The organism is Acidovorax sp. A1169 (assembly GCF_030704685.1).
GTDB lineage: Bacteria > Pseudomonadota > Gammaproteobacteria > Burkholderiales > Burkholderiaceae_C > Acidovorax.
Genome location: NZ_JAUZDX010000024.1, coordinates 41,923 through 65,092 on the forward strand (window position 1 = coordinate 41,923; position 23,170 = coordinate 65,092).

The 23,170-nt window shown below is 68.0% G+C and carries 18 protein-coding genes; 10 read left to right on the forward strand and 8 right to left on the reverse strand.

What is annotated here, in order from left to right; genetic code table 11:
• Positions 1–44: 44 nt before the first annotated feature.
• Together QYL93_RS27370 and QYL93_RS27375 are read right to left on the reverse strand one after the other, a co-directional pair.
• Positions 45–1,235, reverse strand: a complete 1,191-nt coding sequence (locus QYL93_RS27370) for an ABC transporter substrate-binding protein (RefSeq protein WP_305746632.1) — start codon at positions 1,233–1,235, stop codon at positions 45–47.
• Positions 1,236–1,252: 17 nt separating this feature from the next.
• The gene (locus QYL93_RS27375; protein ID WP_305746633.1) at positions 1,253–1,744 is read right to left on the reverse strand and encodes a fasciclin domain-containing protein; all 492 of its coding nucleotides are present in this window, start codon (positions 1,742–1,744) and stop codon (positions 1,253–1,255) included.
• A 193-nt stretch (positions 1,745–1,937) separates the two neighbouring features.
• Between QYL93_RS27375 and pstS the strand changes: the two genes are divergently transcribed.
• The 7 genes from pstS (at position 1,938) to phoR (ending at position 8,627) form a co-directional block, all read left to right on the forward strand.
• Complete coding sequence (pstS, locus tag QYL93_RS27380; protein ID WP_179681296.1) at positions 1,938–2,978, forward strand: phosphate ABC transporter substrate-binding protein PstS; 1,041 nt, start codon at positions 1,938–1,940, stop codon at positions 2,976–2,978.
• A gap of 75 nt (positions 2,979–3,053) precedes the next feature.
• Positions 3,054–4,070: a phosphate ABC transporter permease subunit PstC gene (pstC, locus tag QYL93_RS27385; protein ID WP_370877048.1), complete on the forward strand. Its 1,017-nt coding sequence runs from the start codon at positions 3,054–3,056 to the stop codon at positions 4,068–4,070.
• Entirely contained in the window at positions 4,067–4,960 is an 894-nt protein-coding gene (pstA, locus tag QYL93_RS27390; protein WP_305746634.1) for a phosphate ABC transporter permease PstA, read from the forward strand. Before pstC ends, pstA begins: the two co-directional genes overlap by 4 nt.
• A gap of 26 nt (positions 4,961–4,986) precedes the next feature.
• Positions 4,987–5,772, forward strand: a complete 786-nt coding sequence (pstB, locus tag QYL93_RS27395) for a phosphate ABC transporter ATP-binding protein PstB (protein ID WP_305746635.1) — start codon at positions 4,987–4,989, stop codon at positions 5,770–5,772.
• A 10-nt stretch (positions 5,773–5,782) separates the two neighbouring features.
• Positions 5,783–6,484 (forward strand): phosphate signaling complex protein PhoU, encoded by a 702-nt coding sequence (phoU, locus tag QYL93_RS27400; RefSeq protein WP_305746636.1) that lies wholly within the window; start codon positions 5,783–5,785, stop codon positions 6,482–6,484.
• 15 nt (positions 6,485–6,499) lie between these two features.
• Positions 6,500–7,216: a phosphate regulon transcriptional regulator PhoB gene (gene phoB, locus QYL93_RS27405; protein ID WP_057205663.1), complete on the forward strand. Its 717-nt coding sequence runs from the start codon at positions 6,500–6,502 to the stop codon at positions 7,214–7,216.
• A 58-nt stretch (positions 7,217–7,274) separates the two neighbouring features.
• Positions 7,275–8,627, forward strand: a complete 1,353-nt coding sequence (phoR, locus tag QYL93_RS27410; protein WP_305746637.1) for a phosphate regulon sensor histidine kinase PhoR — start codon at positions 7,275–7,277, stop codon at positions 8,625–8,627.
• Here the strand turns inward: phoR and QYL93_RS27415 are convergent.
• The 4 genes from QYL93_RS27415 to QYL93_RS27430 all read right to left on the reverse strand — a co-directional run bounded on the left by QYL93_RS27415 (position 8,584) and on the right by QYL93_RS27430 (position 13,418).
• On the reverse strand, positions 8,584–9,948 hold the full coding sequence (locus QYL93_RS27415) for an MATE family efflux transporter (protein WP_305746638.1): 1,365 nt from the start codon (positions 9,946–9,948) through the stop codon (positions 8,584–8,586). The two genes, phoR and QYL93_RS27415, sit on opposite strands and share 44 nt — an antisense overlap.
• Entirely contained in the window at positions 9,948–11,657 is a 1,710-nt protein-coding gene (locus tag QYL93_RS27420; protein ID WP_305746639.1) for a hypothetical protein, read from the reverse strand. Before QYL93_RS27420 ends, QYL93_RS27415 begins: the two co-directional genes overlap by 1 nt.
• Positions 11,658–11,830: 173 nt before the next feature.
• Positions 11,831–12,115, reverse strand: a complete 285-nt coding sequence (locus QYL93_RS27425) for a type B 50S ribosomal protein L31 (protein WP_305746640.1) — start codon at positions 12,113–12,115, stop codon at positions 11,831–11,833.
• A gap of 124 nt (positions 12,116–12,239) precedes the next feature.
• A complete protein-coding gene (locus tag QYL93_RS27430; protein WP_305746641.1) occupies positions 12,240–13,418 on the reverse strand; it encodes a citrate synthase family protein in 1,179 nt (392 codons plus the stop codon).
• A 97-nt stretch (positions 13,419–13,515) separates the two neighbouring features.
• On the opposite strand from QYL93_RS27430, the gene QYL93_RS27435 reads away from it, so the two are divergent.
• Complete coding sequence (locus QYL93_RS27435) at positions 13,516–14,904, forward strand: CoA transferase (RefSeq protein WP_305746642.1); 1,389 nt, start codon at positions 13,516–13,518, stop codon at positions 14,902–14,904.
• A gap of 178 nt (positions 14,905–15,082) precedes the next feature.
• Here the strand turns inward: QYL93_RS27435 and rho are convergent, their stop codons facing one another.
• Complete coding sequence (gene rho / locus QYL93_RS27440) at positions 15,083–16,345, reverse strand: transcription termination factor Rho (protein WP_056067265.1); 1,263 nt, start codon at positions 16,343–16,345, stop codon at positions 15,083–15,085.
• A gap of 261 nt (positions 16,346–16,606) precedes the next feature.
• The gene (gene trxA, locus QYL93_RS27445; protein ID WP_305746659.1) at positions 16,607–16,939 is read right to left on the reverse strand and encodes a thioredoxin TrxA; all 333 of its coding nucleotides are present in this window, start codon (positions 16,937–16,939) and stop codon (positions 16,607–16,609) included.
• Between the two features lie 109 nt (positions 16,940–17,048).
• Here trxA and QYL93_RS27450 point away from each other — a divergent pair, with 109 nt between their 5' ends.
• Both QYL93_RS27450 and QYL93_RS27455 read left to right on the forward strand, forming a co-directional pair.
• Positions 17,049–19,595, forward strand: a complete 2,547-nt coding sequence (locus tag QYL93_RS27450; RefSeq protein ID WP_305746643.1) for a PD-(D/E)XK nuclease family protein — start codon at positions 17,049–17,051, stop codon at positions 19,593–19,595.
• Positions 19,592–23,140, forward strand: coding sequence for an exodeoxyribonuclease V subunit beta (locus QYL93_RS27455; protein ID WP_305746644.1), 3,549 nt, complete (start codon positions 19,592–19,594; stop codon positions 23,138–23,140). The genes QYL93_RS27450 and QYL93_RS27455 overlap by 4 nt, the downstream gene beginning before the upstream one ends.
• Positions 23,141–23,170 lie beyond the last annotated feature (30 nt).

The window sequence follows — 23,170 nt, forward strand, 5'->3', positions numbered from 1 at the left end:
CTTTCGGCCCAGCATAGCACCCGGGCCGGCGCGCAAGAGTGAGTTCAGCCAATGATGCGCCCGTTCGTGGTGAGCATGCTCTGCGTCACGTAGGCATTGGTGCGCTGGCGCCCCTGGTAGCCGATCGCATAGCCGCCGATGTTCACGGCGGCACGCTTTTGCAGGGCGGCCAGCATGCTGGCGCGGGTGACCGGGCCGGAGATGCCGCCCATCACCTCGGCGGTGTAGCGCGCGGCGATGTAGCCGGCCAGGCCCAGGGGGGAGGGGGGTTCGTCGTAGAAGCGCGCCAGGGCGTCGCGGTAGCTGCGCACCACGGGCAGGCTGGCGTTCACCATGGGCACGGCCTGGGTGACGATGACCGAGGCCTTGGCGGCCGTGGGGCCCATCTGGGCCAGCACCTGCAGGTTCACGTCGGCCAGCGCCACGACATAGCACTGGCGGCCCTGGGGCAGCGCGAGCTGGTCCAGGAACGAAAAAAGCTCGGGCGTGCCGCCGATGAACAGGATGATGGTCTGGTCCACGCGCGCTCCCGTGCCGGCCTTTGCGGCGCCGCCTGGTGGCGAAATGGCCTGCACCTTGAGCGACATCGATTGGGCCGCATGGGCCACCATGGCCTCGGACTGGCGCCGCACGGCCGCGCTGGCATAGGCCACGCCCACCGTCTGTACGCCCATGCTGGCCAGGTTCTTGATGGCGTGGGTGATCTGGGCCTCGTGCCCGGCGAACACGTCGAACACGGTGTCGCTGGCGCCGTTGGCCGTGGAAATGCCTGCCGTGTCATGCAGCCAGGGCGCCACGAAGGGCAGGGCGGCATCGCCGGGCGACTTGGCCTGCAGGGCGATGAGCCCGCTGGCCGCCGTGTTGCCCACGCAGCCCGACAGGGCGATGCAACTGGCCTGGCGCTGCGCGCTCTGCCAGGCGGACTGCAGGCTCGCGGGGGTGCCATCGGTCTCCAGCGTCTGGTGCTGCACGGGGCGGCCCTGCACGCCGCCCCTGGCGTTGATCTCCTGCCATGCGGTGCGCGAGCCGACGAGGAAGTCGCGGCTCACATCCTGCTGGTCCGCAGACAGGTCCGCCACCTGCGCCACCACATGGGGGCGGTCGGCATCCGCTTTTTTGGCGGATGGTTCCGTCCCTTGGGCTCCGGCGGTGCCTGTCAGGCCCATGGCCGCCACCCCTTGCAGCCAGTGGCGGCGCAGAACGCCGGTCTGGCCAGGGCGGGGTGTGCGGGTCATGTCGTGCGGCTGGCCGGTTACTTCTTGGGGGGCATCAGCACGGTGTCGACCACGTGTACGACACCGTTGGTGGCGATCACGTCGGCCTGGGTCACCATGGCTTCGTCCACGGTGACGAAAGCGCCAGCACGGGCCAGTGCCACGTTCGATCCATTCAGGGTCTTGGCATTGCCGGCCTTGGCCTCGGCGGCGGTCACGCGGCCTGCCACGATGTGGTGGTTGAGCACGGCCTTGAGCTGGGCGGGATTGGCCTGCAGTTCTGCCAGGGTCTTGGCGGGCACGGCCTTGAAGGCGTCGTCCGACGGGGCGAACACGGTGTAGGGGCCGGCGGCCTTGAGCGTGTCGGTCAGGCCGGCCTGCACGGCCAGCTTGTTGAAGGTGCTCAGCGAAGGCGTCTTTGCAATCGTGCCGTCGAGGGTTGCGGGGGCAGAGCCCATGCTGGAGCAGCCGGCCAGGGTGGCGGCGGCAGCAAGGGCGAGAGCGGATTGCAGTGCGTAACGGCGGAACATGTGATTCTCCAGGTAGATAGCCGATTCATCTCGGTGGCGGGAGACTAAGCAGCTCCCGTGACAACTGGATGACACAAGAGGGTGGTCCTCCATGGAGAAGAGATGTGTGACAACCGGCCTGCGTGTCACGACAATGTCATATACGGACCCTAGAGTCGCCTCATCCCTACTCACTCATCCAAGAGGTGTCTTCATGAAAATGTCCGCGATTCGGGTCCTTGTTGCTGGTGTCGTCGCTGCTGGTGCGTTCTCTCAAGCCATGGCGCAGCAGGAAGCCACCGGTGCAGGTGCCAGCTTTCCGGCGCCTCTGTATTCCAAGTGGGCGGCTGACTACAACAAGGCCACCAACATCAAGATCAACTACCAGTCGGTGGGTTCGGGTGCCGGTCTGCGCCAGATCGAAGCCAAGACGGTCGACTTCGGTGCCTCGGATGCGCCCCTGAAGGACGAAGACCTGGCCAAAAAGGGCCTGGTGCAGTTCCCCACCGTGATCGGTGGTGTGGTGCCGGTGGTCAACATCAAGGGTATCGCTCCCGGTCAGATCCGCCTGAGTGGCCAAGTGCTGGGTGACATCTACCTGGGCAAGATCACCAAGTGGAACGACGCCGCAATCAAGGCGCTGAACCCCAGTCTGGCCCTGCCAGATGCTGCCATTGCCCCCGTGCGCCGCGCCGATGGCTCGGGCACCAGCTTCATCTTCACGAACTACCTGAGCAAGGTGAATGCCGAGTGGAAGTCCAAGGTCGGTGAAGGCACGGCCGTGAACTGGCCTACGGGTGCCGGCGGCAAGGGCAACGAAGGCGTGGCCGCTTTTGTGGGCCGCCTGCCCAACTCCATCGGTTACGTGGAGTACGCGTACGTCAAGCAGAACAAGATGACCTATGTGCAGATGCAGAACGCCGATGGCGCCTACGTCTCTCCTGATGACACGGCCTTCAAGGCCGCTGCTGCCGGCGCCGAATGGGCCAAGAGCTTCTACCAGATCCTGACCAACCAGCCTGGCAAGGATTCGTGGCCCATCACCGGCGCGACCTTCGTGCTGATGCAGAAATCGCAGGACAAGCCTGCCCAGGCCACCACGGCACTCAAGTTTTTCGACTGGGCCTATGCCCAGGGCGACAAGACCGCTGCAGACCTGGACTATGTGCCCATGCCCGACAGCGTGAAGGCCATCATCCTCAAGTCGTGGGGTGACATCAAGGACACCTCTGGCAAGGCGGTAGCTTTCAAGTAATCTCACGGGGCCGGCGACACGCCGGCCTTTCGATTTCACTTCACTGAATCCAAGGCTACCAACGTGTCCACTACGATGCCGGTCCGCGACAATCCGTCCCTTGAGACGGCCCCTCTGCGCACCAAAAACATGCCTCCACCTCCCTCCCGCCCCCTGATTTCCGGCATGCTGGCCGACCGGCTGTTCGGCTGGCTGGCGCGCGGCGCCGCCATCCTGACCCTGCTGCTGCTGGTCGGTATCCTGGGCTCCCTGGTCGTAGGCGCCTGGCCTTCCATTGCCAAGTACGGCCTGAGTTTCCTCACCAGCAGCGTATGGGATCCGGTTCAGGACGAGTACGGCGGCCTGGTCATGATCTATGGCACGGTGACCACGTCCATCATCGCCCTGGTCATTGCGGTGCCCGTCAGCTTCGGCATCGCACTGTTCCTGACCGAGCTGTCGCCAGCATGGCTCAAGCGCCCCCTGGGCACCGCCATCGAGCTGCTGGCGGCAGTGCCCTCCATCGTCTACGGCATGTGGGGCCTGATGGTGTTCGGCCCCATCCTCTCGACCTACGTGCAGCAGCCGCTTCAGGCGCTGTTCGCGGGCGTGCCCTACCTGGGTGCCTTCGTGTCGGGCCCCCCGGTGGGCATCGGCATCCTGTCGGCCGGCATCATCCTGGCCATCATGATCATTCCGTTCATCGCCTCGGTGATGCGCGACGTGTTCGAAGTCACGCCCGCCCTGCTCAAGGAGTCGGCCTACGGCCTGGGCTCCACGACCTGGGAAGTGATGTGGAAGGTCGTTCTGCCTTACACCAAGACCGGCGTGCTCGGCGGCATCATGCTGGGCCTGGGCCGGGCGCTGGGTGAAACCATGGCCGTGACCTTCGTCATTGGCAACATGAACCAGCTGTCCTCGCTGTCGATGTTCGAGGCGGCCAACAGCATCACTTCGGCGCTGGCCAACGAGTTCGCCGAAGCCGGCGAGGGCCTGCACCAGGCTTCGCTGATCTACCTGGGCCTGGTCCTGTTCTTCATCACCTTTGTGGTGCTGACGCTGTCCAAGATCCTGCTGTCACGCCTGCAAAAGAACGAAGGAGCTCGCACATGAGCACCAGCACAAGCACCTCGCAGCGCCTGATCTCGGCGGCCGAGCTCGACCAGCAGCGCCAGGCGCGCTACAACAGCCGTAAGCGCGTCAACCAGATCGCCCTCGTCCTGTCGCTCGCCGCCATGGCGTTCGGCGTGTTCTGGCTGGTCTGGATTTTGTGGGAAACCGTGCGCCTGGGCGTGGGGGGCCTGAACATCGCCCTGTTCACCCAGATGACGCCACCGCCGAACGAAGCGGGCGGCATTTCCAATGCCATCTACGGCTCGTTCGTGATGGTGGTGCTGGCCACTTTCGTGGGCACGCCCATCGGCATCATGGCCGGAATCTACCTGGCCGAGTACGAGACCAAGAGCCTGCTGGCTTCGGTCACGCGCTTCGTCAACGACATCCTGCTGTCGGCACCCAGCATCGTCATCGGCCTGTTCGTGTATGCCGTGGTGGTGGCGCGCTTCAAGAGCTTCTCGGCCTACGCCGGCATCCTGGCGCTGGCGCTGATCGTGATCCCGGTGGTCATCCGCACCACCGAGAACATGCTCATCCTGGTGCCTGCCAGCCTGCGCGAGGCCGCCTACGCCCTGGGCACGCCCAAGTGGAAGGTGATCCTGATGGTGACGCTGCGCGCTGCCCGCGCCGGTGTGATCACCGGTGTGCTGCTGGCCGTGGCCCGCATCGCCGGTGAAACCGCCCCGCTGCTGTTCACCGCGCTGAACAACCAGTTCTGGAACGGCGACCTGGCCAAGCCCATGGCCAGCCTGCCGGTGACCATCTTCAAGTTCGCCATGAGCCCCTACGAGAACTGGCAGCAACTGGCCTGGGCCGGCGTCTTCCTGATCACCGTCGCAGTTCTCGGCCTGAACATCCTGGCGCGGGTCCTGACCCGCCAAAAGTAAGCCCCAGCAGCAAGAAAGACACCCTCATGTCCGCTATTCTCAAGAACGACGCGCCCAACAAGTCCAAGATCACGGTGCGCGACCTGAACTTCTACTACGGCAAGTTCCATGCCCTGAAGGCTATCAACCTCGACATCCCTGAGCATAAGGTCACGGCCTTCATCGGCCCCTCGGGCTGTGGCAAATCCACGCTGCTGCGCACCTTCAACCGCATGTTCGAGCTGTACCCCGAGCAGCGCGCTGAAGGCCAGATCGTGCTGGACGGCGAGAACCTGCTCAAGAGCAAGCAGGACGTGGCCCTGGTGCGCGCCAAGGTCGGTATGGTGTTCCAGAAGCCCACGCCGTTCCCGATGTCGATCTACGACAACATCGCCTTCGGCGTGAAGCTCTTCGAGAGCCTGAACGCCACCGACATGGACGACCGTGTGGAATGGGCGCTGCGCAAGGCCGCGCTGTGGAACGAGGTCAAGGACAAGCTCAACCAGAGCGGTTCCAGCCTCTCGGGCGGGCAGCAGCAGCGCCTGTGCATTGCCCGCGGCATTGCCATCAAGCCCGAAGTGCTGCTGCTGGACGAGCCCTGCTCGGCACTGGACCCGATCTCCACGGCCAAGGTGGAAGAGCTGATCGCCGAGCTCAAGAACGACTACACCGTGGTCATCGTGACCCACAACATGCAGCAGGCCGCGCGCTGCAGCGACTACACCGCCTACATGTACCTGGGCGACCTGGTCGAGTTCGGCGAGACGGAACAGATGTTCTTCAAGCCGCAGCGCAAGGAAACCGAAGACTACATTACCGGCCGTTTCGGCTAAGGAGACAGCAATGCCCGACAAGCACCTTTCGTCGCAGTTCGACTCCGAACTCAACAGCGTCTCCGCCCGCGTCATGGAAATGGGCGGTCTCGTGGAGTCGCAGATCCGCCAGGCCGTGTACGCCCTGTCGCAGTTCAGCCTGGAGGCCGTGGAACAGGTCGCCGCCATCGAAGTGCGCGTGAACTCCATGGAGGTGGAGATCGATCAGGAGCTGTCCTCCATCATCGCGCGCCGTCAGCCGACGGCGCGCGACCTGCGCCTGTTGATCGCGTTTTCCAAGGCTACGGCCAACCTCGAACGCATGGGCGATGAGGCCAACAAGATGGCGCGCATGGTGCGCTCCATCATCGAGAGCGGCGCCGCGCGCTCGCTGCCGTCGAGCGACCTGCGTGTGGCGGCCGAGCTGGCCTCGGGCCTGCTGCGCAAGGCGCTGGATGCGTTTGCCCGTCTGGACACCAAGATGGCTGTCGATATCCTCAAGGAGGATGATCTGATCGACAAGGAGTTCGATGGCTTCGTGCGCAAGCTGGTCACCTACATGATGGAAGACCCCCGCACCATCTCCCCGAGCCTGGACCTTTTGTTCCTGGCCAAGGCCATCGAGCGCATCGGCGACCATTCGAAGAATGTGGCCGAACTCATCATCTACTTGGTCAAGGGCAAGGACGTGCGCCACACGGCCCTCGATGAGATCGAATCGGCCGTACTGTAGGCCCATGAACGCTGTATGAGAAAGCTACCCCGTGTTCTGATCGTCGAAGACGAACCTGCGATCGCCGAGCTGATCGCGGTCAACCTGCGGCACAACGGATTCCAGCCCTTCTGGGCCGAAGATGGCGAGTCGGCCCAGCGCGAGCTCGATGCCGTGCTGCCCGACGTCATCCTGCTCGACTGGATGCTGCCTGGCCAGAGTGGCCTGTCGCTGGCGCGCAAGTGGCGTGCCGATGCGCGCACCAAGCCCATCCCCATCCTCATGCTCACGGCCCGCGGCGACGAGCCGGACAAGGTGGCGGGCCTGGACGCCGGTGCCGACGACTACATCACCAAGCCGTTCTCCACGCAGGAACTGCTGGCGCGCATCCGTGCCGTGCTGCGCCGCCGCGCGCCCGAGCAGGTCAGCGACAGCGTGACCATCGGCGAATTGGCGCTGGATGCGGGCACCTACCGGGTAACGTTTCAGGGCCAACAGCTCAAGGTCGGCCCCACCGAGTTCAAGTTGCTGCATTACCTCATGAAGCATGCCGAGCGCGTTCACAGCCGCTCGCAGCTGCTGGACAAGGTCTGGGGCGACCATGTCTTCATCGAAGAGCGTACAGTGGACGTGCACGTCAAGCGCCTGCGCGAAGCGCTGGGCGCCGCATCGGTGATGGTGGAAACGGTGCGCGGTGCCGGCTACCGGCTCACGGCGCAATCGCAACCCCAGGTGCAGCAGCTGCAAGCCTGACGGGTCACAGGGCGCCACGGTGGCGCCCTCGGTTTTCTGAGAAGGCTTTGCAATCCGCATGCTCTGGCGATTCACGTATTTTCTGCTCTGGCAAATCGCCGGTGGCGGACTCGGTTGGTGGCAGGGTGGTCCCTGGGGGGCGGCCCTGGGAGCAGCGATAGCGGCCTGGGCCTGGTTCGTGTGGGACCTGCTGCGCGGCGCGCGCGTGCTGCACTGGCTGCGCACGGGCGACCTGTCGAACGCGCCGGTCATGCGCGGCATGTGGGGCGAGGCAGCCGACCGGTCGCGGCGCCTGCTGCGCCTGCAGGCCCAGGAGGTGCAGAGCAGCCAGAACCGCCTGCAGGAGATACTGGCCGCGCTGCAGGCCACGCCCAACGGTGTGGTGCTGCTGGATGCGCAGGGCCACATCGAGTGGTGCAACCAGATGGCGGCCAGCCAGTTCGGCTTCGACGCGCAGCGCGATGTCATGCAGTCGATCGGCAACCTGGTGCGCGATCCCGATTTCACCGCCTACTACACCACCCAGGATTTCACGCACGATGTGGTGCTGGAAGGGCGCTTCAGCACCTCGTCGCGCCCGGTGCGCATCTCGGTGCAGCTGCACCCCTATGGCGACGGCCGCACGCTGCTGCTGTCGCGCGATGTGACGGCGCTGGAGCAGGCCGAGGCCATGCGCCGTGACTTCGTGGCCAACGTTTCGCACGAGATCCGCACGCCGCTCACGGTGCTCATGGGTTTTGTCGAGACGCTGCAGACCCTGCCGCTGGCGCAGGACGAGCGCGCCCGCTACCTGGGCATGATGTCCCAGCAGGCCGCACGCATGCAGAGCGTGGTGCAGGACCTGCTCACGCTGTCCCGGCTGGAGGGCAGCCCGCCGCCCGGCATGGCCGAGTGGATGCCCGTGCAGGGCCTGGTGCAGCGCTGCGAAGAGGAAAGCCGTGCCCTGTCGGCCCTGCTCACGCAGACCCAGCAGCGCCACCACACGCTCATCTTCCCATCGGCGCAGGAGCTGCGGGCCCAGGGAGATATCGCCGGTGTGCCGGCGGAACTGCAGAGCGCGCTGTCCAACATCATCAACAACGCCGTGCGCTACACGCCTGCAGGCGGCACGATCACGGTGAGCTGGGTGCGCAAGGACGATGGCTCGGCCGCGTTCTCGGTCAAGGACACGGGCCCGGGCATCGCGCCCGAGCACATTCCGCGGCTGACCGAGCGCTTTTACCGGGTGGACCGCAGCCGCTCGCGCGAAACCGGTGGCACGGGCCTGGGCCTGGCCATCGTCAAGCATGTGCTGCAGCGCCATGGCGCTACGCTGAGCATCCAGAGTGCCCTGGGCAAGGGCTCGACCTTCTGCGTCACCTTTCCGGTCAGCCGGCTGCGCGCGCCAGTGCCGCAGGCGCTGGCCGCCTGATCGCGCGCCAGAGCATGGCGGCGAACAGGGCGGCCGTCACGGCCAGGGCTGCGGCGCTGGCGGCCCAGAAGGTGGCCGGCGTGGCCACCGCGCTCCAGGGCCCCAGGCCCTGGTAGGCCAGCAGGTAGCCGCCGCCCAGGCCGGCGCCCCACAGCAGCGTGCAGTACACCACCAGCGGCGCCACCGTGATACGGTAGCAGCGCAGCACGAACACGCACAGGGTCTGCAGCGCGTCGGCCACATGGTAGGCGGCCACCCAGGCCAGCAGCCCGCCCGTCACCGCCACCACCTGCGCGTTTGATGAGTACAGCGCACCCAGGTGGTTGCGCGCCAGGAACATCAGGGCAGCCAGGCCCAGGCCGATGGCGCAGGCCAGGCGCACGCCCAGCAGTGCCACCTGGCGTGCGCGCTGCGGCTCGCCTGCGCCCAGCCAGTAGCTCACGCGCGCACTGGTGGCAATGGACAGCGACAGCGGCACCATGTACAGCACGGCTGCGAGGTTGGACGCGATCTGGTGCGCGGCCGAGGCCACCGTGCCCTGGCGCGCGATGAACAGGGCCATCAGCGTGAACGAGGTCACCTCCACCATCACCGCCAGGCCCGCCGGCACGCCCAGGCGTGCAAAGCCGGCGATGGTGGGCCAGTGCGGGCGCTCCAGCGGCTTCCAAAGGGCCAGCGGCTGGTACAGCGACTGGGTGCGCAGCAGCCAGACCGCCAGCGCGAGCATGCTGCAGTTGACCACCAGCGTGGCCCAGGCGCAGCCCACGGCGCCCTGCGCGGGCAGGCCCGCGCCGCCAAAGGTGAACCAGATGGACAGCGGCACCTTGATGAACAGCGAGCCCACCTGCAGCCAGGTGACCAGCTGCGGGCGCCCGAGGGCCTGGTTGAGCGTGCTGTAGATGCGAAACAGCAGGGCTGGCGGCAGTGCCAGCGCGAGCACGGCCAGGTAATTTTCGACCTCGTTGCGCAGCGCATCGGGCACCTCGGTCCAGCGCAGCACGGCGCCGGGCGAGAGCAGCACCGCCATGCCCAGGGCGCTGGCCACGGCACACAGGTACAGCGACTGGCGCAGCGAGGCGCCCAGCTGTTGCCGGTGCCCTGCGCCGCGCTGCTCGGCCCATACCGGCAGCAGGGCGCTGAGCACCCCGATCAGCGCCACGTAGACGCTGATGAAGATGGCCGAGCCCACCGACAGCGCGGCCAGCGAGGCCTCGCTGTAGCGGCCCGCGACGATGGTGTCGGCGACGCCGAAGGCCATGACGGCCAGTTGCCCGGCCAGCACCGTCACGGCGTGGCGGGAAATGGTCGACAGCTCGCGCATCAGTTGTTGGTTTCGGTTTCGATGCGCCGGAACACGAGCAGAAAATCGGTCTTGTCCGTGGGGCGTGCCAGGGTGGCTACGCGCTCCCATTGCAGCCCGTCCACCGCGGATGCGGGTGCGGGCCAGGAAGCGATGTCCGAGACCAGCCACGCGCAACCGGTCACCGCGAGGCTGGCCGGGTGCAGCGTGAAGCCGGCGTGGTACTGCAGGGCGGCCACCTGGGCGCGGCTCAGGCCCACAGTCTGCACGCAGCCCGGGTTCTCGCCCACGACGGCGTTGATGGCTCGCATCTGCGGCACGTAGCTGCGCGCGAAGTCCAGCAGCGGTAGCCACAGGCTCATGAGCAGCAGCCAGCTCAGCGCGGCGCCGCTGGCGGGCAGTACCAGGCTCTTCCAGATCGGGGCGCGGTTGCGCGAGGCGCGCCACCACACCAGCGCGCACCAGCCCACCGAGGCCGCCAGCGCCACCACCAGGGCCAGCAGCGAAAACTCGGGCACGAAACCGGGCGCCAGCTTGGCCACGTTGGCCGCCGGCTTGGCGGGCACGCCGGTCTGCATGGCGATCCAGATCACCCAGATGGCCAGCGCCGAGACGCTGAAGAAGATCAGCGTGAACCAGTCGATCAGCGCGCCCATGCTGCGGCTGAGGGTGGGCAGGGCAAACGCCGCCAGCGCTGCCAGCGCGGGCAGGCCCAGCAGCAGCGCGCGGTCGGCCGGCTGGGTGGTGACGGTGGCGCCTATGGAGATGGCCGTGAACCACAGCGGCAGCAGCAGGTGGCGGTGCCACTGGCGGCTGGCGATCTGCTTGCGCCAGCGCCACAGCGTCCACAGTGCCAGGGGCCAGGCGGGCCAGCCGAACCAGACCAGGAGGCGTGCCAGGCTGGCCCATTCCTTGCCGCCCCCCTCCGTGCCCACGATGCGCCAGCGCCACAGGTCGAGCTGCCAGGCCAGCGCGGCGGCGGCCACGATGACCAGCGCCGTGGCCACCGCCCAGGACTTGCACTGGCGCTCGTCCTTGTCGGGCAGGCGCAAGGCCAGCAGCACGCCGCTGGCACCCAGCAGCACCGTGAGCGCAGGCGCCCCGGCCAGCGTGAGGCCGAAGGCGCCCACCAGCATGGCGCCCAGCGCCTTGCCGGCGTGGTAGGGAAGCGCAGCAAAGGCGAAGAACAGGAAGGAGGTGCAACTGAGCTGCACCAGGTAGCTGGTCACCTCGTGCGAGAGCTGGGCAAGGCCCAGGCAGGCGATCAGCGCCAGCAGGGCGCCATCGGCAATGGCACGCGCGTAGTCGAGCGGGGTGGCCTCGCCGCCGAAGGCAAAGGCCACGGGCTGGGCACCCGGGCTGCGCGCCAGGTAGTACACGCCATACCAGGTAGCCATGAGCGTGAGCGCCAGCAGGGCGGCAAACGGAAGGCGCACCGCCATCTCGGGCGACAGCCAGGAAGGCGCCCACTGGATGGCCAGCGCCCCGAGCCAGTAGGGCAGCAGGCCTTCGGTTTCGGGCGCCATGCCGCCCAGCAGCGGGTTGAGCCAGCTGGTGCGCCCTTGCGCCAGCTCCAGCATGTAGCCATAGGCAGTGATGTCGGCGCTCTTCCAGGGTGCGCGCCCCACGAAGCCGGGGACCACGTAGGCAATGCACAGCAGCATCAGGGCCCAGCGCGGCAGCGGCCGCACGGCATTCTGGGTAACGATGGCTGGGGTCGGTGGATTCACGCGGTGGTCAGTGGCTTTGGGGAGCCGCCAAGAATAAGGGATAAGCGCCCGGGTTCCGTCAGCAGGCTTTGGTGGTCAGGGTAAATCTGGTAACCCCCGTCACAGTGCACGTCGCGCCCAAGAAAAAAGGCAGCACGGTTGCCCGGGCTGCCTCTTGGCGCATTGCGTGCAGATTACTTGTCGGCAGCAGCAGGCGCAGCGCTCGTCGAAGTGGTCTTGCCGAAACGGTTGCGGAAACGTTCCACGCGGCCACCCATGTTGTCCACGGACTTTTGCGTGCCCGTGTAGAAGGGGTGCGATTCGCTGGAGGTGTCGAGCTTGAACAGCGGCAGTTCACGGCCGTCTTCAGTCTTGCCCATTTCCTTGGTGTTCACGCACGAGCGGGTGACGAACTTGAAACCGTTGGACAGGTCCACGAACAGAACTTCGCGGTAGTTGGGGTGAATGCCTTCTTTCATGATCAATCCTTGTCAAGTGCGGGAGCCGTGCTGGACCCGGAGCAACCTTTGCGCCGTGGAGCATCCAGCGTACTTTCCGCAGAAAAAGCCCTCCATTATAACCCGAGTGCCCCAACTTCCAAACTCAGGGCCGTGGGCCCGTGTAGGCAGCGCGAGGGCGTATCAGGCCGTCGCCGCTGCGCTGCTCCAGCGCGTGCGCGATCCAGCCCAGGGATCGGCCCAGGGCAAACAGCCCGTAGGCGGCACCCTGCGGCAGGGCCAGGTGGCGGCGCACGGCGACCAGCGCAAAGTCCAGCGACGGGGGTTGGCCCACCAGGGCCTGGGCTTCGCTGATCCAGGGCGCCCATGTGGGCCGCAGGGGCAGGATGCGCGCCAGCAGCAGCCGCGCGCGCACGTCGCCCTCGGGGTACAGGTGGTGGCCAAAGCCGGGCAGGGCCTCGCCGCGGGCCAGCCGCTGGTGCAGGCCTGCGGCGGGCGAAGAATCGCCCAACTCGTCCCATAGGGCCTCCACCCGGGCCGTGGCTCCGCCGTGGCGTGCGCCGGTCAGTGCCGCCAGCCCGCCCACCACGGCCGCGCGCAGGCTGGCCCCGGTGGAGGCCACGCAGCGCGCAGTGAAGCTGGAGGCATTGAGCTCGTGGTCGGCACACAGCACCAGCGCCATGCGCACCAGATCAGCGCCTTCGCCATCGAGCTGCCAGGCTCTGGCGCATTGCAGGTGGAGGGGGTCGGCGTTGGGCGCCGTGCCCAGCAGGCAGGCGGCCAGCAGGCGCACCAGCGCACCGCAGCCTTCGGCCAGTCGCTCGGGTGTGGCCTGCCACTGGGCGGTGGGGGCGTCTTCGGAGGCCAGGGTGAACAGGGGCAGCAGCGATTCTTCGGGCCGCTGGCGGGCCATGTGGGCCTGCACGGGCGCCAGCACGGCAGGGGAGGTCGGTGCCACGGGGCCAAAGGCGACGGATTGCGCGCACTGCCAGAGCCGGGTGGCCACGGCCTCCACGCTGCTGGCCTGCGCCAGGCCTTCGATGCTGGCACCGCGCAGGTACAGCCGGCCATCCTCGATCAAGGTGATGGCCGATTCCAGCACCGGCAGCCCCCAGCTCAAGGTGGCCTTGGCCACCTCGCGCGGCTTGCGTCCGCGCTTGCGCTGGCCCGCCAGCATGTCCACGTCGGCCAGCGCATAGCGGCTTTCGCGCGGCGCGGGGCCGGGGTGGGCATGCAGCATGCCCCGGCTCACGTAGGCGTACAGCGTGGCGCGCGAGACACCCAGGCGTTCTGCGGTTTCGGCGGCGGAGAGATAACTGGACACGGCGTATTGCAAAAAAATGATGTTGAAAATATATATCAATATTGACAATAAGTGGTGCCAACCTATTCTGGGAAGCTCTTTCAAGGAGGTTTTCCTTATGTCTGCCCACACGATTTCAGTCCCCACGGGCGCCTTGGCGCTGGCTTGCGAGGCATGGGCAGCGCTGGATGGCCCGGCAGCGTCACTGAACCACCTGTCCATCGCAGGCCGGGGCGATCTGCCCTCGGTGTTTCCGGTCACGGACCTGGCCACCGCCTCGGTGGGTGTGGCGGGGCTTGCCGTGGCCGAGTTCATCGCACAGGCTGCCAGCGATGGGCCCGCCGTACAGGTGGACCGGCGCCTGGCCTCCTTCTGGTTCGGGATGTCGCTGCGCCCGCAGGGCTGGTCCCTGCCGCCGGTATGGGATGCCGTGGCCGGGGACTACCGCGCGGCCGATGGCTGGGTGCGGCTGCACACGAATGCGCCGCACCACCGCGATGCGGCCTTGGCCGTGCTGGGTGTGGAGGCCGACAGGGAGGTCGTTGCGCGCGCCGTGGCCGACTGGGATGCCGACGCACTGGAGGCCGCAGTGGTGGAGCGGGGCGGTTGCGCAGCCGCCATACGCAGCGTGGCGGACTGGAATGCCCACCCACAAGGCCTGGCGGTGCAGGCCGAACCCCTGGTGCATTGGAGTATTGGAAACCCGGTGGCCAAGCCCGACTGGCGCATCGATCCCGCGCGGCCCCTGCGCGGTGTGCGGGTGCTCGATCTCACGCGCATCCTTGCTGGCCCCACGGCCACGCGTTTCATGGCGGGCTTCGGCGCGGATGTGCTGCGCATCGACCCGCCCGGTTGGGATGAGCCCGTCACCGTGCCCGAGGTGGTGCTGGGCAAGCGCTGTGCGCGGCTGGACCTGCGGGTCGCCTCTGACTTGTTGGTATTCGAAGGCTTGTTGCGCCAGGCCGATGTGCTGGTGCATGGCCTGCGGCCCGGCGCGCTGGAGCGGCTGGGGCTGGGCGAGCAAAGGCGGCGCGAACTCAATCCGGGCCTGGTGGACGTGTCGCTCACCGCCTACGGGTGGAGCGGCCCCTGGCAGGGCCGGCGCGGCTTCGACAGCCTGGTGCAGATGAGCACGGGCATCGCCGAGGCGGGCATGCGTCTCTCGGGCCAGGACCGGCCCGTGCCGCTACCAGTGCAGGGCATCGACCACGCCACGGGCTACCTGATGACGGCGGCTGCCGTGCGCGGGCTGGTGCGCCGCAGGGCCACCGGCGCGGGCTGCACGGCGCGGCTGTCCCTGGCGCGCACAGCGCACTGGTTGGTGCCCGCCGAGAGAGGCCCCGTGGAGCCTCTGGCGCCCGAGCAGCAAGATGATTGGAATGACGCGCTGGAGCCCACGTCCTGGGGCCCGGCCCGGCGGGTGCTGCCGCCGCTGCAGGTGCAGGGCGCAGCCATGCACTGGGACCGCCCTGCGCTGGCCCTGGGCTCTGCGCAGGCGCGCTGGTGAACCGCCCCAAGCGACAACGCCCCGCAGGCTTCGCGACCTGCAGGGCGTTGTATCCGTGGTGCCAAAAAGCAGGCTTGTACGGGTTGGAATTCGGCCGGATAACTAGGCGGGGAGCCGCAGACAGTGCTTTCGCACGGCAAGGCTCCCCAACGACGTTAGCCGGTTGAATTCCAAGCCGTCAACCGCCCCGGCGCATCATGTCGAAGAAGTCGACGTTGGTTTTCGTGGCCTTCATGTTCTTGATCATGAGTTCCATGGACTCGATCTCATCCATGTTGTACATGAACTGGCGCAGGATGCGGGTCTTCTGCAGGATCTCGGGCGCCAGCAGCAGCTCTTCGCGGCGCGTGCCGCTCTTGTTGAGCTCGATGGCGGGGAACACGCGCTTTTCGTACAGGCGGCGGTTCAGGTGGATTTCGCAGTTGCCCGTGCCCTTGAATTCTTCAAAGATCACTTCGTCCATGCGGCTGCCGGTGTCGACCAGCGCGGTGGCAATGATGGTCAGCGAGCCACCTTCCTCGACCTTGCGGGCGGCGCCGAAGAAGCGCTTGGGGCGCTGCAGCGCGGCCGCGTCTACACCACCCGACAGCACCTTGCCGCTGGAGGGTACGACGTTGTTGTAGGCGCGTGCCAGGCGGGTGATGGAGTCGAGCAGGATCACCACGTCCTTCTTGAGCTCGACCAGGCGCTTGGCGCGCTCGATCACCATCTCGGCCACGTGCACGTGGCGCGCGGCGGGCTCGTCGAAGGTGGAGGCGATGATCTCGCCCTTGACCGTGCGCTGCATTTCGGTCACTTCTTCAGGGCGCTCGTCCACCAGCAGCACCATCAGGTGCACGTCGGGGTTGTTGGCCGTGATGGCGTGGGCGATGTGCTGCATCATCACCGTCTTGCCGCTCTTGGGCGGGGCCACGATCAGTGCGCGCTGGCCACGGCCGATGGGCGCGATGATGTCGATGATGCGGCCGGTGATGTTCTCTTCGCTCTTGACGTCGCGTTCCAGGCGCATCTGCTCCTTGGGGAACAGGGGCGTCAGGTTCTCGAACATCACCTTGTGCTTGTTCTGCTCCGGCGGGCCATCGTTGACCTTGTCGAGCTTGGTCAGGGCAAAGTAGCGCTCGCCGTCTTTCGGGGTGCGCACTTCGCCTTCGATCATGTCGCCCGTGTGCAGGTTGAAGCGGCGCACCTGGCTGGGGGAGATGTAGATGTCGTCCGTGCTGGCGGTGAAGCTCGTGTCCGGGCTGCGCAGAAAGCCGAAACCGTCGGGCAGGATTTCCAGCACCCCATCCGCAAACACCTGCTCTCCGGCCTTGGCGCGCTTCTTGATGATGGCAAACATCAGCTCCTGCTTGCGCATCCGGCCCGTGTTTTCGATTTCGAGTTCTTCGGCCTGCTTCAGGACTTCAGACACGTGCAGTGCCTTGAGTTCGTTTAAGTGCATGGAATGACTCCTTGGCGGAGTAGGTAGGTGTCTCGGGGGAGGTGGGCTGTTCGCCGGTGGTCTGCTGATGGCAGTCACGGCGTGCCTGGGGATCTCTCGAACCGGTTGCCAATGCGTGCAAGCCGGTGATCTGCTGGAATTATGACAGGAAAAAATCCGGGAAGGCCAGGCCTCTGCCCTCGGGCATGTGAAGAGATGCAAGCGGCGGTGAAATGCGGGACGGTGGCACCCCGGCCCGGAGTGCCACCACCAGCAGTGGCGTTATGCCAATTGCTGGTCGACGAAAGCCGTCAACTGCTCCTTGCGCATGGAGCCGATCTTGGTGGCCGACAGCTGGCCGTCCTTGAAGAACATCAGCGTGGGGATGCCGCGGATGCCGAACTTGGCAGGCGTCTCGCGGTTCTCATCGATGTTCAGCTTGGCGATCAGCAGCTTGCCTTCATAGGCCTTGGCCAGGTCGTCGAGGTGGGGGGCGATGTCCTTGCAGGGGCCGCACCATTCGGCCCAGTAGTCGACCAGCACGGGGGTGGTGGACTGCAGTACGTCGGCTTCAAAGCTGGCGTCGGTGAGGTGCTTGATGAGTTCGCTGGCCATGGCGTATTCCTTGTAGCTGGGCGGGTTGGGACCGGGGTACGTATAAAGTTGGGTCATTGTGACAGAAACCAATCCCACGTTCACCGGTGTGGCCGGGCCCTCCGATGCTATGACTGTCATAGCTAAAACCGATCATGCCGCCCCTTGCTGGGCGCGGGTGCTGGGCGAAGTCGCCCGGCACCTTGCGGGGCACGGCGCGCACCCGGCCCGCACCGTAGTGCTGGTGCCCTATGCGCAGCTCATGCCCTGGGGCCAGCGCCTGTGGGCGCGCCGGCACCCGGACAGCTTCGTGCCGCGCTTCGAGACCACGCGCAACTGGGCGCACCAGCTCGCGGTTTTCGTGCCGGAGGGGCAGGACCTGGCGGGCGACGTGGCGCGCGACACGCTCACCGCGCGCACATTGCTGGACCAGGCCGGCCTGTCGGCCCAGCGCGACGTGCTGGCCACGCCGCTGCAGGAGGCCGCCGCCCAACTGGCCCTGGCCGTGGCGGCCGTACCGCCCGCACAGCGCGATGCCTGGGGAGTGCAGGCGCGCAGCCTGCTGCCGGCCGCGGACGAAGGCAGCGCGCTGCGCTTCGAGGCCGTGGTGGCGCGCATTGCGCTCGAATGGGCGCTGGCCTCGCGTTACGCGACCGATGTGCTCTTCGAGCCCGGCGTGCGGGCCGCCACCGATGCGCTGGTGGTGCTCGAAGGCTTCCAGGCCGAGCCCATGGCGGCTGCGCTGCTGGCCCACTGGGGCGAGCAAGCGCTGCTGCTGCCCCTGTATGCGCCCGAAGGGGATGGCGCGGTGCAAGGGCAGATCGCCCTGCACGCCGCGACGGATGCCGAGGACGAAGCGCAGCGCGCCGCCGCCTGCGTGCTGGCCCACCTGGCCGCAGGCCGCGTGCCCGTGGTGCTGGCCGCCACCGACCGGGCGCTGACCCGCCGCGTGCGCGCCCACCTGGGCAGCAGCGGCGTGGATGTGCGCGACGAGAGTGGCTGGACGCTGTCGACCACGCGCGCGGCCGCGCAGCTCATGGCCGCCTTGAAAGCCTGCGCCTGGGACGCCGACGCCGACGCCGTGCTTGCCTGGCTCAAGCAGGTGCCGGCGTGGGAGGCAGGTACCCTCAACCCGCTGGAGAAAGCCCTGCGCAAGGCATCGCTGGCGCGCTGGGGTGCGGTGGCCGAGCGCGACTGGGGCACCCACCCGGCACTGGCCGCGACCGTGGCGCAGACCGAGGCCTGGCGCGCCGGCCTGCGTGCGGCGCGCCCGCTGGTGCAGTGGCTTGCCGCCCTGCGCGGCCTGCTCGAAGCCACGGGCCAGTGGGCCGTGCTTGAGGCCGATGAGGCGGGCGAGCGCGTGCTCGCCGTGCTGCGCCTGCCCGAGGGCCTGCAGACCGAACTCGAAGCCTGGGACGGCGTGGGCCGGCGCATGGCGCTGGCCGAGTTCACGCGCTGGGCCGACGAGGTGCTGGAGGCCGCGCGCTTCGTGCCGCCGCCGCCGCCCGGCGCGCCGGTCGTGATCCTGCCGCTGCCGCAGCTGCTGGCCCGGCCCTTTGCCGCGCTGGTGCTGCCGGGTTGCGACGAAAAGCGCCTGCAGCCCGCGCCCGAGCCGCCGGGCGAGTGGACACAGGCCCAGCGCGAGGCCTGGGGCCTGCCCACCCGCGATTCGCTGGAAGCCGCGCAACGCCTGGCCTGGCGCAGCGCGCTGCAGACCCCCGTGGTGGACGTGCTGTGGCGCACGGGTGATGAGGGCGGCGAGCCCCTGCTTGCCAGTGCCCTGGTGCTGGCGCTGCACCTCGACGGCGCCGCACACGCGGGCGAGGACCTGCGCCTTGCGCGCAGCGTGGCCAGTGCGCCCACGGCCCGGCCGCTGCCCAGCGGCCAGGCGTTGCCGGTGCACAGGCTGTCGTCCACCGCGTATTCGGACCTGCGCCATTGCCCCTACCGCTTCTTCGCGCTGCGCCAGCTGGGCCTGCAGGACGCGGAGGAACTGGGCAGCGAGGTGGACAAGCGCGATTTCGGCAACTGGCTACACGAGGTGCTGCAGCATTTTCACGAAGGCCTGTTGCAGGCACCGCTCGATGCGGGCCCTGGGCGCACGCACCGGCTCGACGCATCGGCCCAGGCCGTCACGGCGCGCCAGGGGCTCACAGGTGGCGACTTTCTGCCCTTTGCTGCGGGTTGGCCGCAGGTGCGCGATGGCTACCTGCGCTGGCTGGCACAGCACGAGCACCTGGGTGCCAGCTTTCGCCAGGCCGAGCTCAGGACCACGCAGCCCTTGGGGGGCATGGAGCTCGTGGGCACCATCGACCGCATCGATGGGGTGTCGGGCGCCGGCGAGGTGACCACCCTGGTGATCGACTACAAGACCGAGAGCGACTCCGTCACGCGCCAGCGCATCGGTGCCGGGGCTGAAGACACACAGCTGGCCTTCTACGCTGCGCTGCTGAGCCACGACACCCTGCGCGCCGCCTATGTGAACGTGGGCGAGCGCGGCGAGACGCAGATGCACGAGCAGGAGGAGGTGGTGGCCCTGCGCGACCTGCTGGTGGAGGGCATACAGCACGACTTCGAACGCATCGCCGCGGGCGACCCCATGCCCGCACTGGGCGAGGGCATGGTGTGCGAATACTGCGCGGCGCGCGGCCTGTGCCGCAAGGATTTCTGGGCATGACGAATCTTGCAATGAAGGGCGCCGCCTACGAACACAACGGCCAGGGCGTTTCGCGCGAGGCCTTCTATGCCATTGCCTGCGACCCAGCGCGCAGCGTGGCGGTCGAGGCCTGTGCCGGTGCGGGCAAGACCTGGATGCTGGTCTCGCGCATGCTGCGCGCGCTGCTCGACGGCGCTGCGCCGCACGAGATCCTGGCCATCACCTTCACCAAGAAAGCCGCAGGCGAAATGCGCCAGCGCCTGCAGGAATGGCTGGAGCAGTTTGCCGATGCGCCGCTGGACCAGCTCACGGGTGAACTGGTGGCCCGTGGCCTCCGCCCCGAGCGGGCCCTGGAGCAGCGCGAGGCGCTGAGCGGACTGTACCGGCAGGTCCTGGCCAGCGGCCGGCCGGTGCAGATCCGCACCTTCCACAGCTGGTTTGCTGCGCTGCTGGGCACGGCGCCGCTGGCGCTATTGCAGGCGCAGGGCCTGCCCGCCAATTTCGAGCTGCTGGAGGACGATGCCGAGGCCGTGCGCGAGGTGTGGCAGCCCTTTTTGCACGCGGTGGACAGCCACGCCGGCCTGCGCGCCGACTACGAGGCGGCGGTGTTCCGCCACGGGCGTTCGCAGACGCACAAGGCGCTCGCGGCAGCCTTGTCCAAGCGCGTGGAATTCGACCTGGCCGACGAGGCCGGGGTGGTCGATGCCTCGGTGCCCCCGTTCACTGAGCACTGCCCCGAGCTGGCAGGCATGGACAACCCTGCCGATGCGCTGCGCGGCGGCCTCGTGCGCCGCCGCTGGCTCGACCGTGCCCAGACCCTGGGGGTGGAGTCGGCCAAAACGCCGCAGAAGGCGGCCGATGCCATCGTCGATGCCTTTGCCTGCGACGACCTCGACCTGCGCCTGGACCTGCTGCGCAGGGCCATATTCGTGGCCAAGGAAGACCGGCTGTCGAAGAATCTGGAGAAGTTCGCCGCCGCGCAGGAGGCCGAGCCCGAGCTGCAGCGCCTGCTGCTGGCGCGCCGCCAGCACGACGCCTGGCTGCACCAGCAGCGCATGGCGCGGCTGGCGCGTTGCCTGATCAAAGAATTCGCGGCCGTCAAGAACCATCACGGCTGGGTGGACATGAACGACGTGGAGCGCACGGCCCTGGTGATGCTGGCCGACCCGGTGCTCAGCGGCTGGGTGCAGGAGCGGCTCGATGCACGCATACGCCACCTGCTGGTCGATGAATTTCAGGACACCAACCCGCTGCAGTGGCAGGCGCTGCACGCCTGGCTCTCGGGCTACGCGGGCTCGGGCGGCGGTTCCACCGCGCCCAGCGTGTTCATCGTGGGCGACCCCAAGCAGAGCATCTACCGCTTTCGCCGGGCCGAGCCGCAGGTGTTCCTGGCGGCGCAGGCCTTCGTGCGCAACGGCCTCGGCGGCGACCTGCTCAGCTGCGACCACACGCGCCGCAATGCCACGGGTGTGATTGCCGCCGTGAACGGTGCCTTGGGCACGGCGCAGGCGCAGGGCGAGACCAGTGGCTTTCGCAAGCACACGACCGAATCGACCGACCCCGGCGAACTGCTGCGCCTGCCGGCCATCGAGCCTCTGGAAACCAGTGGCTCTGCGGGCGGCGGCCTTCTGGCCTGGCGCGACAGCCTGACCGAGCCGCGCCACGAGGCCGAAGAGACCCAGCGCATGCGCGAGTGCGAGCAGGCCGCGCGCTGGGTCGCTCAGCAGATCGCCCAGGGCGTGCCGCCCAGGGAGGTGCTGGTGCTGGCGCGCAAGCGCGATCGCCTCGCCTCCATGCAGGACGCGCTGCGTGCCCTGCACCTGCCCTGCGTGCAGCCCGAGAAGGCCGACCTGTTCGACGCGCCCGAGGTGCAGGACATGGTGGCCCTGCTCGATGCGCTGGTTTCCACCGGGCACGACCTGTCGCTGGCGCGCGCGCTCAGGTCGCCGCTGTTCGGCCTGGGCGACGATGCGCTGGTGGCGCTTGCGCTGCTGCGCCGCCAGCCAGAGCATGCCGGCCTGAGCTGGTTCGAACTGCTGCAGCGGCCCGAACTGGTGGATGCCACGCCGGCCGCTGCCGCCGGCCCCGTGCTCGCTCAGTACAAGGCCTGGGTCGACACCTTGCCCCCGCACGATGCGCTGCACGCCATCTATGCAGAGGGCGACGTGCTGGTCCGCTTTGCGGCGGCGGCGCCGGCCACCCAGCGCGCAGCGGTGCAGGCCAACCTGCGCGCGCTGCTGGCCGCCGCGCTGCAGCACGATGGCGGGCGCTACCTCACGCCCTATGCCTTCGTGCGCGCCATGAAGAAGGGCGGCGTGCGTGCGCCAGGACGGGTGGATGCGCAGGCCATCCGCCTGCTAACGGTGCACGGCGCCAAGGGGCTGGAGGCGCAGTGCGTGCTGCTGCTCGATACCGACACCCGCCCCCAGAAAGCCGAGACCATGGGCGTGCTGGTGGACTGGCCTGGCGAGCAGCCGGTGCCTATGGGCTTTGTCTTCCTGGCCAGCGAATCGAGCCCGCCGCCCAGCGCGGTTGATGCCCTCGCCGTGGAGCAGCAGGCGCGCCAGCGCGAAGAACTCAACATGCTCTATGTGGCCATGACGCGGGCCAAGCACTGCCTGGCCCTGTCGTCGGTGCAGCCCGCCAGTTCGTCTCCTGGCAGCTGGTGGAACCGCCTGGCCACGCTGGTGGACGATGCGGTCTTGCCTGAGGAGGAAGGGGTCGATGCCCTGGCAGTGGCGGCCGGCGGCGAAGCGGCTGTCCACTTTGTGGTGCCGGAGTTGCCCGTGCTGCCGCCCGAACTGGGGCAGGGCCGCAAGGGCGAGTCCGGTGCGGGCCTCGTCGAGGGGTTCGGCACGGCCCAAGGCGCCGCCAGCCCCGGCGCCTTGGCGCCTGCGCAGTCCACCCCCGAATCCCGGCTGGGCGATGCCATGCACCAGTTGCTTGAGCAGGCCGGCGTGGCGGGCATGTCGCTGGCCGGTCTGCGCACCCACGGCTGGCCTCCGGTGCGCCTGGCCCGCCTGGCGCAGGACCACGAGATCACCGCTGCCGCTGCCGCGCGCGCCGCGCAACTGGCCCAGCGCATCCTGGCGGGCGAGGGCGCGTGGGCCTGGGACCCCGCCGAGATGGACAGTGCCATGAACGAGGCCCCCCTCAACCACCAGGGCCAGAGCCTGCGGCTAGACCGGCTGGTGCGCCGGCCGGTGGGGCGCCAAGGGCCAGACCCTGCGCCGGGCTGGTGGGTGCTCGACTACAAGAGCGCCGCCCAGCCCGAGCGCCAGCCCGGCCTGATGGCGCAGCTGCATCGCTACCGCGAGGCCGTGCGTGCGCTGATGCCGGGCGAGCCCGTGCACGCGGCCTTCCTGACCGGCGATGGGCGCATGGTGGTGCTGCCTGCAGATTCCGGCGCAGTGGATGGGGCGGCCGCAGTGGGGCATACTCTCGCCCCCGCTGTGCCCGTGGCCATGGCCCCGGCAACCCCCGCTTCTTCTCCTTCTTCTTCGTCCCGAAAGCCGCGCCAGGCATTGCCCGGCACGGACGATTCCCCGCAGGGCTCGCTGTTCTGATCCCCGCTGTTGTTCTCCCGATTTCCGAAA

What these genes read in the sequence shown, in the direction of transcription:
- QYL93_RS27370 (WP_305746632.1), bottom strand. Translation starts at nt 1,235, where the DNA reads ATGACCCGCACACCCCGCCCTGGCCAGACCGGCGTTCTGCGCCGCCAC.
- QYL93_RS27375 (WP_305746633.1), bottom strand. Translation starts at nt 1,744, where the DNA reads ATGTTCCGCCGTTACGCACTGCAATCCGCTCTCGCCCTTGCTGCCGCC.
- pstS (WP_179681296.1), top strand. Translation starts at nt 1,938, where the DNA reads ATGAAAATGTCCGCGATTCGGGTCCTTGTTGCTGGTGTCGTCGCTGCT.
- pstC (WP_370877048.1), top strand. Translation starts at nt 3,054, where the DNA reads ATGCCGGTCCGCGACAATCCGTCCCTTGAGACGGCCCCTCTGCGCACC.
- pstA (WP_305746634.1), top strand. Translation starts at nt 4,067, where the DNA reads ATGAGCACCAGCACAAGCACCTCGCAGCGCCTGATCTCGGCGGCCGAG.
- pstB (WP_305746635.1), top strand. Translation starts at nt 4,987, where the DNA reads ATGTCCGCTATTCTCAAGAACGACGCGCCCAACAAGTCCAAGATCACG.
- phoU (WP_305746636.1), top strand. Translation starts at nt 5,783, where the DNA reads ATGCCCGACAAGCACCTTTCGTCGCAGTTCGACTCCGAACTCAACAGC.
- phoB (WP_057205663.1), top strand. Translation starts at nt 6,500, where the DNA reads ATGAGAAAGCTACCCCGTGTTCTGATCGTCGAAGACGAACCTGCGATC.
- phoR (WP_305746637.1), top strand. Translation starts at nt 7,275, where the DNA reads ATGCTCTGGCGATTCACGTATTTTCTGCTCTGGCAAATCGCCGGTGGC.
- QYL93_RS27415 (WP_305746638.1), bottom strand. Translation starts at nt 9,948, where the DNA reads ATGCGCGAGCTGTCGACCATTTCCCGCCACGCCGTGACGGTGCTGGCC.
- QYL93_RS27425 (WP_305746640.1), bottom strand. Translation starts at nt 12,115, where the DNA reads ATGAAAGAAGGCATTCACCCCAACTACCGCGAAGTTCTGTTCGTGGAC.
- QYL93_RS27435 (WP_305746642.1), top strand. Translation starts at nt 13,516, where the DNA reads ATGTCTGCCCACACGATTTCAGTCCCCACGGGCGCCTTGGCGCTGGCT.
- rho (WP_056067265.1), bottom strand. Translation starts at nt 16,345, where the DNA reads ATGCACTTAAACGAACTCAAGGCACTGCACGTGTCTGAAGTCCTGAAG.
- trxA (WP_305746659.1), bottom strand. Translation starts at nt 16,939, where the DNA reads ATGGCCAGCGAACTCATCAAGCACCTCACCGACGCCAGCTTTGAAGCC.
- QYL93_RS27450 (WP_305746643.1), top strand. Translation starts at nt 17,049, where the DNA reads ATGACTGTCATAGCTAAAACCGATCATGCCGCCCCTTGCTGGGCGCGG.
- QYL93_RS27455 (WP_305746644.1), top strand. Translation starts at nt 19,592, where the DNA reads ATGACGAATCTTGCAATGAAGGGCGCCGCCTACGAACACAACGGCCAG.